The following is a 14,199-nucleotide window of genomic DNA, read 5'->3' as shown; positions in this document are numbered from 1 at the left end:
AAGGACACAGGCTATCTGGTGATTACTACCTTCTGTACGGCTTGGAGCTTGTGGCTTGAGGCTTGCGTTTCCTCCCGCACGAAGTACATTCCGGGTGCGAGACCCGACACGTCGTTTGCACCCGAGCGGAGGTCCGCAACCCGACGCCCGGTCATGTCGAAGAGCGCGGCGCGAACTGGGCGCGGAGAAACCGGAAGGTCTAGAACGTTCCGGACAAGCGCCGCTCTCGGCCACGAGCCGAGAACTGATGGCTCTCGCTGCTCCTCGCTCTGCCCGACGACGTCAACACCGTGCGCCAGGAAGACTCCCTGGCTGGTCGTGTACGCGACGAAAGGCTGTGACTGCTTGTCGATGATTAGGCTGAGAGCCGTTACTCCCGTGACCTGCAGGTCGAAGATGTGCCAAACCCCGACCTCAAGGTAGCGGTACAAGAGCCCGCCCGCGCTCGGTACATAGGCTATCTGAGGACGGTCCCGCGAGTCGAACTTAACTGCCGTTAGATTCACGATGGGGGTGTCGATCGCCGTATGGTCAAGGCACAATTCCGTGGGCCAGTAGCAGTAGCATGAGTGCACTGACCCTTGTCGGTCAACACACCCGGACGCGGCCCCAATCCCCCACGGGTTATCGCGGACAAGGACCACAGCGACTTCAGAATCACGCACCTGGAAGCTGTAGAGATCCATGCCGGACATGTAGCAGAGCGGAAAGTACATGAAGTGAGTGAACACACCCCACACCACACCTTCAGCCGTGGGACCAAGATCACAGCAGTGGAAATCATTTTCATAATCGGAGACGCCACTCATAAGCGTACGGGGCACCCACGTCGTGTCTCGCAGACAGGCGAGCTCGAACACATCGCCCGTCTGGACGGTGATTGTCGGGGCTCCGGCGGTATCCAGTGTTGTCAAGTAAGGATAGTGTGGTGGGATTTCGTTGAATGGCGTCGGGACATCAGTCCAGCCAGTATCAGTCTTCAGAGCGTACCTATGGTGATTGTCGGTGCTCGCATAGGACACACCAATACGCCCACGGCGGTCAATGTCGAATCCCTGCGATCCCGACAGGGTCGGATACCACTGCGGCAGGTCCTCGTAGGACCAGATTGAGTCCTTGGATGCTAGACGAATGATGCCGGACGTGGCGCTGTAGCAGAGGAACAGCCGGCCATCAGGATGCCAGCGCATGTCAACGGCGGCTCCCCAGCCCGCCGAGTCAACCTTTTCGATGTCCCAGTGCTGGGCCATGGCCAGCGCTACAAGCAGCGCCAAGAAAGTAATAGGTTTCACCGTTACCTCGACTACATCTTAGGACGAGCTTCCCACGTGTCAAGCCGCCGAAAACGCACGCCAGCGCCCGCCGACACGCTCCAGACAACCTAAATGGCTGAATCTCATGACGTTAATCGTCAGGACACCCACGAGAACAGACGCCCTGCGGGTCGCCGTGGGAACCGTTCCCGGAACGGTTCCCGGGGTGGTTCGGAGAGGGACTCGCGAGCTCGATTCCAGGGCGATTCTGCGGCCGGTTCGCACCGTGACTCCGACCACGAACCGGCAGGCTTGTCTCGGAGGCATTAGCGGGTTGATTCGCAGGTCCACTCGGACGGTCAGTTGCAGACCAACTTCCAGTGCGGTCGCCACGGCGACTGGCAAGGCGACTTGCGGAGGGACTCTGACAGCGGTTTGCAGGGTGACTCGAAGACCGACTCCGCTGACGCCTACCGGCTACCGCGGTGCTGACGAAGGCTGCGCCCAGCCCTTGATGGTCCGAGTACCTTGAGGGCCTCGCCCGCGAGGTAGAAGGAACCAGCAACCACAACAGGCAAGGATGAACGATGAAGGCTGAGGGATGAAGCCCGAGCTAAGGACAAGGCGGAGCGGACGTTGTCGGCCGTAACGAAGGGAATGCGCAGGTGCGTGAAGACTTGCTTGAGTTCGGCCAGCGGCATCGCACGAGGATTGTCGGGCTGGACCAGAATCGCCTGCTCCACGTATGGCGCGAGCGGAGCGACGGTCTCGGCCACAAGCTTGCCCGAAAGAGAGCCGTAGATCAGGACGACCTTCGGCGAAGGGCGATTCGCGATTGGCGGCTCGACACCCTCACCCCTTCCCTCTCCCTCTGGGAGAGGGCGAGGGTGAGGGAATCGGCGATTCGCAACCTTCGGCAAATGGTCTCGCAGGGTGTTGGCGAGTGCGCGACCCGATTCTGGGTTGTGGCAGGAATCGACGATGGTCAACGGCCTTCGCCTGACGATCTGGCACCTCGCGGGTATCGACACGCGTTCCATCCCTCGCGCGACGCAATGGAACTTGATGCGTCGGCCAAGCATCGAGAGCTCGTTGAGCACCGCCAGCGCAGTCCGGCAGTTCTCGGATTGATGCCTGCCAAGCAGCGGAAGGCGAATCTCGCCTGCCCCGAACCGGCAGCGCGCGTCGAGTCTCAGACCGTCTGCGACGGATTCGACAGATAGGACTGATACGACGGAGGACGGCACGGACCGTGCTCCTGACTCGCGCGCCTTACGTTTGAGCGCCGAGAGCGCCTCCGGTTCCTGCTCGCCGATGACGACCGGCCTGCCCTTACGCATGATGCCTGCCTTCTCCCCTGCAATCTTGGTCAACGTGTTGCCCAGCACCTTCAGGTGGTCATACCCGATGCGGGTGATAACCGAGATTGTCGGGTCGGAGAGATTGGTGGCGTCGAGTCTGCCGCCCAAGCCGACCTCTACAATTGAGTAGTCGGGCTGCCGTTCGGCAAAGAGCAGGAAAGCCATGGCCGTCGTCAGCTCGAAGTAGCTGACGGGGACTGCCGATTGGCGATTGGCGGGCTTCGAGGTCTGAACGAACGGGGCGAGGCGGGCGATGAGACTGGCGAAAAGGCTCTTTGGAATCGGCTTGCCGTCGAGCTGAATTCGCTCTCGCACGTCGAGGACGTGCGGCGAGATGAACATGCCGGTCGAGAGCCCGCAGCCACGCAAAGCCGCCTCAAGCATGTAGCAGACTGAACCTTTGCCCTTGGTACCCGCAACCAGAATGACGTTGCGCAGCTTTCGTTCGGGATTGCCGGCAAGCTCAAGAAGCCGGCGGATGTTGTCGAGCTTGAACTCGTTCCGCGGCCCGGCGAGCTTCTCGTAGTTGACGAGGCTGTCGAGGAAGGCGATGGAGGACCTATAGGTCATATAGGACCTATGGGACTACCGCAGGACAACCTTCTGCGACGAGTGGCCCGACCCGGTAACCTGCACCAGGTAGACTCCATGACGCAGCCCTCGCAGGTCCACTCTGTCCGCGTCCGAGGCAGTGGCCACGAGCGCACCGCAGGCATCAAAGACCTTGGCCGAGTATCGACCCGGAGGAGCTATCCGCACGACCCCATGGGTCGGATTTGGCAGCAAGCAGAAGCTGACGTGGCCGAGACATCGATTCGGCTCGGTGACTCCAGGACCCGGGCCCTGAAAAAGGTACAGGCTATCGTTCATGCCGCCGAAGTAGACGCGCCCGCTCTCGCCAATGGCCGGTGAGGACCAGATGTTGTTGCTGAAGACGAAGCTGTCACGAACGATTGAATCCGGCCCAATGCAGTAGAAGGTGCTGCTCATACTATTGGCCGTCCCGACGTAGACGCTGCCCTCGGCATCAACCGCAGGAGAGCAGTAGTTCGAGCCGCCCAGTGTCCTTCGCCAGCGGACAACTGAGTCAGTACCTATGCAATAAAGTCTTGCCCCGGCCAGAACGTACAGTGTGGAGTCGTTGGCGACCGACGGACAGGATTGAATCATGGCGGCCAGGCTGTCGCGCCACCTGAGCGTACCGTTAGGCCGGACCGCGTAGAAGTAGCGGCCGGCACCGACGTAGATGGTCGAATCCGGGCCGATGGCCGGCGACGCGTATTCAGCCTGGGCCGCAAGGTCAAAGGACCACGGCGACGTACCGTCCGGATTGAAGCCCCAGAGCTTGCGGCTCAGCGTGTCGCGGGTCGTGGCGACGTAGATGCGGCCGTCCATGCCGACTGCCGGTGCGGAATTGACGGCTGCTCCAAGGTCCCTCGCCCAGGCCAGGCTGCAGTCCGGGGTCAGCGCATAGAGCGAATCTGAGTAGCAGGCGAAGTAGACTTTGCCGTCTTGCCCGATGACCGGCGAGTGGCTGATGGAGAGGGAGTTGTTCGAAGGCCACGACCAGAGCACCGCGCCGCCGCTGCCGACCTTGACCAACCTACGGCTGGTAGTTATGTAGACGTTGCCTGAGTCGTCGAGCGCGGGCGAGGAGTAGTAGATATTAGAACCGTAGGGCGTGAGGTCCGCGACCCAGAGCAGCGTATCCAGGCGCGGCCCGAGGCAGTAGAGCTTCGCGTCGCGGGCTCCCACGAGGACACATCCGTCCTGGCGCACCACGGGCGAGCCCGAGATGGAAGTGTCGGCGGCGAATGCCGCCACCCGCTCCAGCGGTCTTCCGACCACGTTCACAGAGCTGCCGGTGTGCTGCGGGTCGCCGTGGAAGCAGGCCCACGGATTACCATGTGCGACGGCCACTGCGAGCAACGCGAGCAGAACGAATGCCTTCCTCAAGGCTCCTTCTCTCCCTGCCGTCCGCTGCGCAGCTCGATTCCGCGACTGCTCGACCTCATGAAGCGGACCAGTTCCTGAAGCTGTTCTTGGCCGCGGCCGGGCACGCTCTGCGGGAGCAGGTCGGCCTCGATTGCAGACAAGGCCTGAGTCAGGTTCAATCCCGCACGGTAGATGAGCCGGTGCGCCCGTCGCAGCAATGCCAGTGCCGTCGCAGTGACCCCGGCGCGCTGCAGCCCAACCGAGTTGATGCCGCGCACGCGGCACGGGTTGCCGGCGGCAAGCATGTATGGTGGTATGTCCTTGCTGACGTACGAACAGGCACCGACCATCGCGAGCGTGCCGACGCGGCAGAACTGGTGGATGCCGGCAAGCCCCCCGATGTTCGCATGGCTCCCGACCTCGGTGTATCCTGCAAGCTGTACGCCGTTGGTTACCACGCAACCATCACCAATCCGGCAGTTGTGGGCGATGTGAACGTAGGCCATGATGAAGTTATCGTCGCCGATGACGGTTGTGTTGCCTTCGCCGCTTGCGCGGTGCACCGTCGTGTATTCGAAGAATGTGTTACCGGCACCGATTCGCACGTCGGTGTCTTCACCAAGGTACTTAGTATCCATCGGCGGTCCACCAATTGCGACCCCGGTCGCGAATCGATTGCGCCCGCCCGCCGTGACCCTGCCCTCAAGATGGCAGAACGGCCCGACCTCGCAGTCCGGCCCGAGCCTGACCTGCGGGCCGACGATGGCGGAAGGGTGGACCGAACCCGAAGGGTTCGAGGGTTCCGGGGTTCCGGGGTTCAAGTGAACGTACCTGCCCGGCGTTCGTCGTGGGGCGTGCTACCGCAGCGCGCCGATGACGGTCGCCTCACATGCCAGTTCGTCGCCCACCTTGGCTGTGCCGTGAATCTTGTACACCGAAGAACGGCCGCTCAAGATATCCGCGGACAACAGCAAGCGGTCGCCGGGCCGAACCTGACGACGGAACCTCACGTTCTCTATACCGGCAAAGAGGGTGTTGCGTCCGCGGCGCTCCTCCTTCATCTTCAGCACCAGGAGGATTCCAGTCTGGGCAATGGCCTCGACCATCAGCACACCGGGCAGAACCGGGAAACCGGGAAAGTGCCCGGCGAAGTAGGACTCTTCCGGCTTGATGTCGCGGTATCCTTCAATCAAGTTCGGTTCGATCTTCGTGACCGCGTCTATGAATAGGAATGGTTGACGGTGGGGCAGCAGGTCCTTTATCTGTTCCATCCCGAGCAATACTTCGGTCATAAATCCTCCAGTTCTTTCTCAACTGTCCGGACAAAAGTGAGATTCAAATCGTGTCCAGGCATGAACGCGAAGACTTCGGCTTCAAGCGGCCTGCCGAGCAATGCCAGGTCACCGAGCAGGTCCAACGCCTTGTGTCGGCAGGGCTCATCCGTGAACCGCAGCCGCTCGGCGCACACGAACCGGCCGACCCGCCTGAGCCGGAAGCGCAAACCGTATCTCTTCTGGACCGCGGCCGGTGACATCTCGGTTCGCGCCAATGTCCGGGCTCGTGCCAGGGCACGCTGGAACGAAGCCGGCGTCACCGTGAGCGCACCGAACTGCGGCCCGAACTCAGGGAAACGCGTCAGACAGCTTAGCGCCAAGCCGTGGGCCGGGACCGCGGCAATGAACCGCGGGCCTTCCTTCACCAGCACTGGCCGGCCCAGGAGCGCCGGCCTTGGCCCTTCCTTGTACCGTACGATGCCGGCCTCACGCAACAGGCGCACGTACGGTCCGGCGCTGCCGTCACCGATGGGTAAGCCGTCCCCGCTTGTCTCCACGGCCAGGTCGGTGATACCCAGCCCTGAACAAGCCGCAAGCAGGTGTTCGACCATCCGGACCTTGTGACGACCTCGGCCGAGGGACATCATGTGGTCTGAGACGCTGGCGCCGGCGGTCGTCGCCCGTACATGCCCGTTGAACCATATTCCCGTACCGGGCCCGGCCGGACACAGTCGTACGCTCGCTTTGGCGCGGCCCATCCAATCCCTGCCGGTGAATCCGGCTGCACTTGATATCGTAGCCCCACTCATGCGTTGCGCCCGAACCGTCGCCAGAGGCTCGCCCAAAGCCGCTTCATCTCCGTGTGGGGTCTCGCCGGGATTCCGGAGTAGCGCGCGCCCGCCGGCACCGAACGGAACACCGCAGACTTCGCATAGATGACCGCGTCGTCGCCAATGGTGACGTGGTCGCTCACTCCGACCTGCCCCGCGAGGACCACGCGGTCGCCGATCATTGCACTGCCCGCGATTCCGACCTGTCCGGCTAGAATGCAGTCGCAGCCAATCACCACATTGTGACCGATGTGCACAAGACAGTCGATCTTCGTGCCGCGGCCGATTCGCGTTTCCCGTCCCGTCTTGGCCCGCGCAATCGTGCAGTTGGCGCCGATGTCAACGTCGTCCCCGATTATGACACGACCGCCGTGTTCGAGCGGCTGGTAGCGTCCGTCCCGCCTCTCATACCCGAACCCGGTACAGCCGATTACGGTGCCCGGACCGACGTGCACCCGCGCGCCGATTGTCGTACTGCCCTTGATGGTCACATTCGACTCCACAACCGAGCCCGGCCCGATTTCTACATCAGGACCAACGTAGACAAACGGCGAGAGCACGACGTCTGGCGCGAGCTTCGCGCCTCTCTCAACCCAGGCCGGCTCAGGGGTTCGCAACTGACGCAAGAAGGACCCGGATTACCGCGCCTACCTTTGACTTCATGTCCTCGGACGGGGCTATCTCGCCCTGCTGGCTCTTGAGCATGGTCCCTTGTTTCACGTCGGCAATCGAGAGCTGGAATTGGATCTTCTGGGCCTGCTTGCTGGCACTGCCGTATATCACGTAATCGGCGTTGAGCGCGCGACCGGCTTGGAGCGCCTTGTCGAGCGGCACCTGCCGATTCTGCAGCCCGTAGGACTGCAACTGCTGGTCGACCTGAGGGTCGGGAATCATGTCCACATTAGGTTGCGCGTGCACGATTGCGTAGGCGGAATCTCGAATCTCCTGCCCCGCGTGGTCCTGCGCCGCAAGGTCGTTGGAGTTGAAGACCGGCATCAGCGCATATACCTTCTTGTTCGTCACCGATGGCCCGACCGGGGCGAACTCGCGGTTCAAGTCGTCCACAACGTCCTGGGTCAGGTCGAGCCCGGCGTCCGAGTAGACGATCCCTGCCTTCGATGCATCCAGTATCAAGGCAAACCCCTCGTCCACCGCCAGTTTCCCCACCGTCGAGTCGATCTTCTGGACGATCGGCGCAATCAGCTCCTTGTAACGCTGGTCAATCAGACCGCCCGTACCGTAGACCTGAGAGATGTAGCTGTCGTAACGACTCTTTCGCTGGTCTACTTCGGCGTTCTTCGCACGTTTTCCCTCCTCGGAGAGCGTGAGCTGCTGGGAAGAGTACTCCGCCTGTGCTTTCTCATAGTCACTCTTCAGCGACTCAGCCTTCGCCTCGAAGCCGGCACGGACGGTATCCATGTCCTTTTTCGCATCCGCCGCACCCTCATACTTGGTAATGACCTGGTCATAGTCAACGTAGCCGACTCGGAACTCCTTGGCCGCAAGAACCGCAGCACCGGCCCCGAGATAGAGAATGATCGCCAGTCGCAAAGCTCTCACAAATCCTCCTAACTACTAAGGACTTCAAAGGTCAAGATGCAACATGCAAGGGTCAAGATGAGGAAACCGACGCCAGAGGTCATACATCTTGCAGTCTGCATCTTGCACTTTTCATGTTGCATCTCCAACATTCTCAGCTTAGGCCTCAGTGCCTGATTGTCAACACGGGCCGCCGGTTAAGACCAAGCCATCCTGACCGATGCGGAGGCTGACGAGCGCTCTCGGCGCAAATTGCTCGGTTGAGGTCACCTTCAGCCGCAGGTAGTTGTCGGTCAGGGCGGTCCGACTTGTCTCGACAATCGCCGGACGAACGGTTCCGACAAAGCGCGCCTGATAGTCGTGCCGGCGCCGGTCGGAAAAGGCCCGCAGGTCTGCGACCCGGTCGCGGACGACCCCATGGCGAACCGGCTCACCCCGGCAGGCAGGTTCGGTTCCGGGTCGGAGCGAGAACGGGAAAACGTGCAGGTAGCCGACCGGCGTACGGGCGAGGAACTCGCTGGTACGCCGAAATGACTCGCCGGTCTCGCCCGGAAAGCCGACCAGCACATCTGTCCCGATGTTCGTCTCCGGCCTGACCTTGAGGACAAGCTCGATCAGCCGGCCGAAATCCGCTGCTTGGTAGCGTCGGTTCATCATGGCAAGCACGGCGTCATCCCCTGACTGCAACGGCATGTGCAGGTGCGGACAGATCCGGCTGTCGGCGAGAACGGTGAGCAGGGCATCGTCGATGGTGTCGGGCTCGATTGACCCCAGCCGGATGCGCGCGCCGCAGCACGACTTAAGCAACATGTCCAGCAGTCCGACCAGCGTCGTCTCACCATCCCTGTAGGTGCCGAGGTTGAGGCCGGTAAGCACGACCTCGTGAAAGCCCGCCGCCAGCAGCCGTTCAAACTGCTCGCGGACCCTCTGCGCCGGAACCGACCGTGGGTCGCCCCGCAGGCCGGGGACGATACAGTACGAACAATGGTGGTCACAACCATCCTGGACTTTGAGTATCGCCCGGCTTCGGACCGGCGCAGGGTCGAGGCCCGCAATCTCGTCCTGCTTCCGCCGGTTGTTCCAGACCTCTGATACTCCGGCAATCTGCCTGACCTGCTCCGGCGAGCGCTCAGCCAGACACCCAAGCACCACGACGCGCGGCCTGCTCTCGGCCCGGCACGCCCGGCGCACCAACTGGACCGAACTTCGGTCGGCTTCGGCGGTCACGGTGCAGGTATTGACGTAGCAGGTGTCAGCCTGCTCCGGCGTATCAACCAGCACAACGCCCTGAAGCGCCAATCGGTGCCTCAGGGCGTCGCTCTCTGATTGATTAAGGCGGCAGCCGGCAGTCAGTACGGTCGCGGTAGGCTGCTTCACACCTAGGGCCGACTCGTCGGACAAGTCAGACCCGTCCGACTCTGCCTAAGCTTCCAGGTCGCGCTCTTCCTCGAACTCCCGGAGGTGGTCTTCGAGCGTGAATCGGTCGTTCAGTTCCTCTCCGCGATACCGCTCGCGGCCGCGGTCGCGGTCACGCTCGCGCTCCGGACGTTCCTCGGTTTCCCCTTCGACCGGTTCGGCATCGGGCTGCAGGGCCCGCTCGCTCAGGGCAATGCGGCGGTGCTCAAGATCGACGCGAATGACTCTCAACTCCAGTTCTTCGCCGATCTCGTATTTTTCCTTGGCCTTCTTGCCGCCGCGTGCCAACTGGCTCAACGGCACGAACCCCTCGATGTCGTAGTTGAGGCTCACGACCACGCCCGGCTTGGGCAGGTCGACAATCCGCGCCTTCACGACGTCGCCTTCCTTCAGCTCCTTGCTGATGCTGTAGAAAGGATCTTCCTGGGTCTGCTTCAGACCGAGCGTTATCCTGCGGTTCTCCTTATCGATACCGAGGATTATGGTATCGACCCGCTGACCCTTCTTGAGCTCTTCGCGCGGATGCTTGATACGTTTGGTCCACGAGATGTCGGCGTTGTGGATCAGGCCTTCGATGCCCTCCTCGATTTCGACAAAGGCTCCGAACTCCTTCAACGCCCGGACTCTGCCCTCGACGCGCTGTCCGACATGGTACTTCTCCTCGACCAGCGACCACGGGTCGGGCAGGGTCTGCTTCAGGCCCAGCGATATCCGCCGGTTCTCTTTGTCGATATTGAGAACGACCGTCTCGATTTCCTGGTCCATCGCCAAAATCTGCGAAGGATGGTGGATGGACTTGGTCCAGGACATTTCCGAGACGTGGATCAGGCCCTCGATGCCCTTTTCCAGCTCCACGAAGGCTCCGTACTCGGCCAGCGTCGTCACCCGGCCCCTCACCTTCCCGCCAACCGGGTACTTCTCCTCGACCCGTTCCCACGGGTGAGGCGTGAGCTGTTTCAGGCCTACGGTTATGCGCCCGGTGCCGGGGTCGGCCGAGAGGACCTTTATCTTCAACTGGTCACCGACGTTCACGACCTCGGTCGGGTGGACGACCTTGTTCCAGGCCAGGTCGGATATGTGCAGCAGGGCATCCACGCCGCCGATGTCGACGAACGCGCCGAAGTCGGTAATCGTCTTCACGGTCCCGTCGATCACGTCGCCCACGCTGAGCCGGCTGAACAGCTCGCGCCGGAGTTCTTCCTGGCGCTCCTCGAGCAACAGCCGCCGCGACACAACGATGTTCTTCTTGTACCAGTTTACGGACAGGATCTTGACCTCGAGTGGCTTGCCGATGAGGTCGTCGAGATTCGGCACCGGCCGCAGGTCAACCTGCGAGCCGGGCAGGAAAGCATCCAGCCCGAGAATCTCGACTGCCAGCCCGCCCTTCACACGCTTGATAACCGTGGCAGGCACGCCTTCGGCACTCTCGGACTTCTGCTTGATGGTTTCCCAGGCAAGCTGGAAATCGGCCTTCTTCTTGGATATCACCGGGAAGCCATCCCGGTCCTCGAAAGACTCGAGATAGACCTTCACCTCGCGTCCTTCCGTTGCGTCGTCGCGGTTCCTGAACTCCTCGACCGACAGCACCCCTTCGGCTTTCAGGCCGATATCCACCAGCACGGCATTGGTCAAACGCTTGACCACGCGACCGGTAACGATGTCACCAAGCCGCAGCCGCGGAAATGAATCCGCGTAGAGCTCGGCGGTCGTTTTCGGCGCCGGCCGCGTTGTGCTCGGTGCTTCAGACTCAGGCAGGCCGGTGGGGCCTTCCTGTTTGCTATCCTCAACTGACATTAAGACGGTCCTCCTTAGCGGGATTTCTGACAATCTCAACGATCTCTCGCACCACCCGTGACGGCGTGGATGAACCGGCCACGACTCCGACCCGGCCGGCCTTGGCGACGGCCCGGCGCGGAACTTCCGCTGCCCGCTCCACGAAGACGACGCGACAGCCCGCGTTGCGAGCAATCTCGGCCAGTCGGGAGCTGTTGGCGCTGTTGCGGCCGCCGACCACGACTACCAAGTCCACCTGCTGTGCGATTCTGGCAGCGGCCTGTTGTCGGGCAGCCACCTCCTCACAGATGGTGTCAAAGATCCGAAGCTCAGTATAGCGAAACCGGGAAAGGTTGGCAACAGCTTCCCTTAGCCGCTCCCGGGACATCGTGGTCTGGGCCACGACCCCGACCTTGCCGCCCCGCAGTCGCATCCGTGGCGAGTATACGCGGCCCCGGCCCTCGCAATAGCCGAGAATGGACTTCACCTCGGGATGATTCCGCTCGCCGACCACCACCACGGTGTACCCTTTCTCCTTCAGACGGCGGGCAACGTTCTGGACCTTGCGGACGTACGGACAGGTCGCATCCACGACCGAGATTCCCAGCCTGTGGCACTCCGCGAGAGTCTCGGGCGGACACCCATGGGCGCGGATGACCAGCGCACCGTCACTCACCTGTTGGGCACGACGGACCGACCTGATGCCCTCTCGTTCCAGCTCCTTGAGCACCAAGGGGTTGTGCACTAACTCGCCCAACGTCGAGATTCGGCCAAACTGTTTCTTCCCCGACTTAGCGAGTCCGATTGCCCGTTCCACCCCGAAACAGAACCCCGTCGGCCTGGCCACGATTACCGAATTCCGCCCGCTTTTCGCCTCTCGCCTTTCGCCTCTCGCCTTCTGCGTTTTGGCTCTTGCCTTTTGGCTTTTGGCCTTTGACTTCATCCTAACGTTCTGCCTTCTAGTTTCTAGCTTCTGACTTCGCTGCCAATTCCCGAACACGATTCTCCACTTCCTGCGTAAGTTCCTCGTATCCCTGCCTGTCGGCAGCAAATCCATCCGGGTAAACCGGGTCCGCAAATGCTATCCTGATGCCCTCGTTGTGCGTCGGCTTCTTCCGATACCCGCGCTTCACGAAGTCCCGGTCGACCAAATAGGAGATGATTGAGCGCGACACGCCACCCAAGTGAACCGGCACCACAGGCACATGGTTACTGATGGCCAGCATGCCTACGCCCGGCTTGAAGCCGTTAATGTCACCGGTCTTGCTTCTCGTCCCCTCGGGAAAGAGCACGATGGTCTGGCGCCTCTCCAGCAGCCACGAACAACTCCTGATTGCCCCTGCGTCTGCCCCGCCGCGTCGCACCGGCCAAGCGTTATAGGTACGAATGAGCCAGTCGAACCAGCGCGAAGCCTTGAACAGCTCCTCCTTGGCAAGAAAGTGAATCTCGCGCCGCGCTCCCAGTCCGACCAGCAGCGGGTCGAAGTTGCACACGTGGTTTGATGCAAGTATCTGCGGCCCTGGGACAAGCTTGTTCCGCCCACTAACGCGCACCTTCAGAACCATCCGTCCGAACGCGTACACAATCGCGTACCCGACCATCCAGCGTAACCGCATCTCACCGCCTCACGCGTTCCGCCCTCATCCTTCTCCTTGCCAGGTCACAAACCACGGAAACCTGTTCCTCTATTGTCAGGTGCGATGTATCGAGAAGCACCGCATCCGGCATCCTCCGCAATGGACTCACCTCGCGGCCCGAGTCAATCCGGTCGCGCTTGACCAAGTTGGCCAGGACTGCCTTCTGTCCGGTGCACACGCCCTGCCCGGCCAGCTCCAGTTGACGTCTTCGCGCCCTCTCGGCCACGTCGCACTCGATGAATATCTTCAGGTCGGCATCGGGAAAGACCACGCTGCCGATGTCGCGCCCTTCACAGACGACTGCCTGACCTTCGGCGACCCGCCTCTGCTCGGCGACCATCATCTTCCGCACCGCCGGAATCGCCGATACTTCGGAGACGAAACCGCTCACCTCCGGGCTCCGAATCGCCTCGCTCGCGTCCCTGCCGTCCAGCTTCACGCGCATGCCAGACCGGCTCCACCCCACCCCCACGCGAGTAGTTCTGAGCATCCGTGCCAGTCCGTGTCCGTCCGCGATGTCCGTGTTCGTCCACAAAGCCTTCAACGTCACCGCCCGGTACATCGCCCCGGTATCTAGATGCCGGAACCCGAGCCGTTCCGCGCACAGCCGCGCGGTCGTGCTCTTGCCCGAACCGGCAGGGCCGTCAATTGCAAGGATGAATCCGCGAGGATGCTTCATAGAGGGCACTATATCAAAGAACCGGCCCCTTTCAAGCCATCCCGCCTCCCCTGCTCGGAGTGACAGGCGGTTCTATGTCGGCTCTAGGGGCTCGACCTGCGTAGCGATGGTAACGCGGCCGTGGCCCGCAAAGCTCGGAAGCTTGCCCCGCGACTCGCCCTGAGAATCACCCTGCAAGTCATCTTCCGAATCACTCCACGAGTAGCAGTGAAGGTCATCTCGCGAGTGACGCCGCGGGTCACGACGCGAATTGCCGTCCGAGAGATACCGCCAGTCGCGTGCCGAGTCGCGGTGCGGGTAGCCCTCCAAACCACGGGACAAGTTGCCCTGAACATCGCCCGCCAAGTCCCTCCGAGAGTCCCCCTCCAAGTCATGTGCCGAACCGCCGTCGGAACCACCTTGGGAACCGTTCCCGGGGTGACCCCCAGGGCGAGTCGCACAGCGTCCCAAACCGCCACTAATCCAAGGACTTATCACCTATCCTTGCCATCTGCCCGCATGA

14 protein-coding genes are annotated in these 14,199 nt (G+C 61.9%); all 14 read right to left on the bottom strand.

What is annotated here, in order from left to right; translation table 11 throughout:
- Window positions 1-11 precede the first annotated feature (11 nt).
- Window positions 12-1,292 carry a hypothetical protein gene (locus VMH22_09825; GenBank protein ID HTW91993.1) on the bottom strand — a complete coding sequence of 427 codons (1,281 nt, stop codon included), beginning with the start codon at window positions 1,290-1,292 and terminating at the stop codon, window positions 12-14.
- A gap of 431 nt (window positions 1,293-1,723) precedes the next feature.
- On the bottom strand, window positions 1,724-3,184 hold the full coding sequence (locus tag VMH22_09820; protein HTW91992.1) for a folylpolyglutamate synthase/dihydrofolate synthase family protein: 1,461 nt from the start codon (window positions 3,182-3,184) through the stop codon (window positions 1,724-1,726).
- A gap of 15 nt (window positions 3,185-3,199) precedes the next feature.
- The gene (locus tag VMH22_09815) at window positions 3,200-4,570 is read right to left on the bottom strand and encodes a PQQ-binding-like beta-propeller repeat protein (protein ID HTW91991.1); all 1,371 of its coding nucleotides are present in this window, start codon (window positions 4,568-4,570) and stop codon (window positions 3,200-3,202) included.
- Entirely contained in the window at window positions 4,567-5,370 is an 804-nt protein-coding gene (gene lpxA / locus VMH22_09810) for an acyl-ACP--UDP-N-acetylglucosamine O-acyltransferase (protein ID HTW91990.1), read from the bottom strand. Before lpxA ends, VMH22_09815 begins: the two co-directional genes overlap by 4 nt.
- A 36-nt stretch (window positions 5,371-5,406) precedes the next feature.
- A complete protein-coding gene (gene fabZ, locus VMH22_09805; GenBank protein ID HTW91989.1) occupies window positions 5,407-5,841 on the bottom strand; it encodes a 3-hydroxyacyl-ACP dehydratase FabZ in 435 nt (144 codons plus the stop codon).
- A complete protein-coding gene (locus VMH22_09800) occupies window positions 5,838-6,632 on the bottom strand; it encodes a UDP-3-O-acyl-N-acetylglucosamine deacetylase (GenBank protein ID HTW91988.1) in 795 nt (264 codons plus the stop codon). The genes fabZ and VMH22_09800 overlap by 4 nt, the downstream gene beginning before the upstream one ends.
- On the bottom strand, window positions 6,629-7,279 hold the full coding sequence (locus tag VMH22_09795) for a UDP-3-O-(3-hydroxymyristoyl)glucosamine N-acyltransferase (protein HTW91987.1): 651 nt from the start codon (window positions 7,277-7,279) through the stop codon (window positions 6,629-6,631). Before VMH22_09795 ends, VMH22_09800 begins: the two co-directional genes overlap by 4 nt.
- A complete protein-coding gene (locus VMH22_09790) occupies window positions 7,257-8,213 on the bottom strand; it encodes an OmpH family outer membrane protein (GenBank protein ID HTW91986.1) in 957 nt (318 codons plus the stop codon). Before VMH22_09790 ends, VMH22_09795 begins: the two co-directional genes overlap by 23 nt.
- Before the next feature lie 159 nt (window positions 8,214-8,372).
- Window positions 8,373-9,569, bottom strand: coding sequence for a MiaB/RimO family radical SAM methylthiotransferase (locus tag VMH22_09785; GenBank protein HTW91985.1), 1,197 nt, complete (start codon window positions 9,567-9,569; stop codon window positions 8,373-8,375).
- A 45-nt stretch (window positions 9,570-9,614) separates the two neighbouring features.
- Window positions 9,615-11,402, bottom strand: a complete 1,788-nt coding sequence (locus VMH22_09780; protein ID HTW91984.1) for a 30S ribosomal protein S1 — start codon at window positions 11,400-11,402, stop codon at window positions 9,615-9,617.
- On the bottom strand, window positions 11,392-12,228 hold the full coding sequence (gene ispH / locus VMH22_09775) for a 4-hydroxy-3-methylbut-2-enyl diphosphate reductase (protein HTW91983.1): 837 nt from the start codon (window positions 12,226-12,228) through the stop codon (window positions 11,392-11,394). The genes VMH22_09780 and ispH overlap by 11 nt, the downstream gene beginning before the upstream one ends.
- A 112-nt stretch (window positions 12,229-12,340) precedes the next feature.
- Window positions 12,341-12,997, bottom strand: coding sequence for a lysophospholipid acyltransferase family protein (locus VMH22_09770; GenBank protein ID HTW91982.1), 657 nt, complete (start codon window positions 12,995-12,997; stop codon window positions 12,341-12,343).
- A 1-nt stretch (window position 12,998) separates the two neighbouring features.
- Window positions 12,999-13,697 carry a (d)CMP kinase gene (gene cmk / locus VMH22_09765; protein ID HTW91981.1) on the bottom strand — a complete coding sequence of 233 codons (699 nt, stop codon included), beginning with the start codon at window positions 13,695-13,697 and terminating at the stop codon, window positions 12,999-13,001.
- Between the two features lie 72 nt (window positions 13,698-13,769).
- Window positions 13,770-14,042: a hypothetical protein gene (locus VMH22_09760; GenBank protein HTW91980.1), complete on the bottom strand. Its 273-nt coding sequence runs from the start codon at window positions 14,040-14,042 to the stop codon at window positions 13,770-13,772.
- Window positions 14,043-14,199 lie beyond the last annotated feature (157 nt).

It is taken from the genome of bacterium, assembly GCA_035505375.1.
In the GTDB taxonomy this organism is placed as follows: domain Bacteria; phylum Hydrothermota; class Tepidihabitantia; order Tepidihabitantales; family Tepidihabitantaceae; genus UBA2258.
Note: the sequence above shows the minus strand (reverse complement) of the source record. Positions and strands in the feature narration are given on the sequence as shown.

Coding starts and splice junctions, on each gene's coding strand:
- VMH22_09800 (HTW91988.1), bottom strand. CDS start 6,632: ATGAGTGGGGCTACGATATCAAGTGCAGCCGGATTCACCGGCAGGGAT.
- VMH22_09820 (HTW91992.1), bottom strand. CDS start 3,184: ATGACCTATAGGTCCTCCATCGCCTTCCTCGACAGCCTCGTCAACTAC.
- VMH22_09770 (HTW91982.1), bottom strand. CDS start 12,997: ATGCGGTTACGCTGGATGGTCGGGTACGCGATTGTGTACGCGTTCGGA.
- VMH22_09780 (HTW91984.1), bottom strand. CDS start 11,402: ATGTCAGTTGAGGATAGCAAACAGGAAGGCCCCACCGGCCTGCCTGAG.
- fabZ (HTW91989.1), bottom strand. CDS start 5,841: ATGACCGAAGTATTGCTCGGGATGGAACAGATAAAGGACCTGCTGCCC.
- cmk (HTW91981.1), bottom strand. CDS start 13,697: ATGAAGCATCCTCGCGGATTCATCCTTGCAATTGACGGCCCTGCCGGT.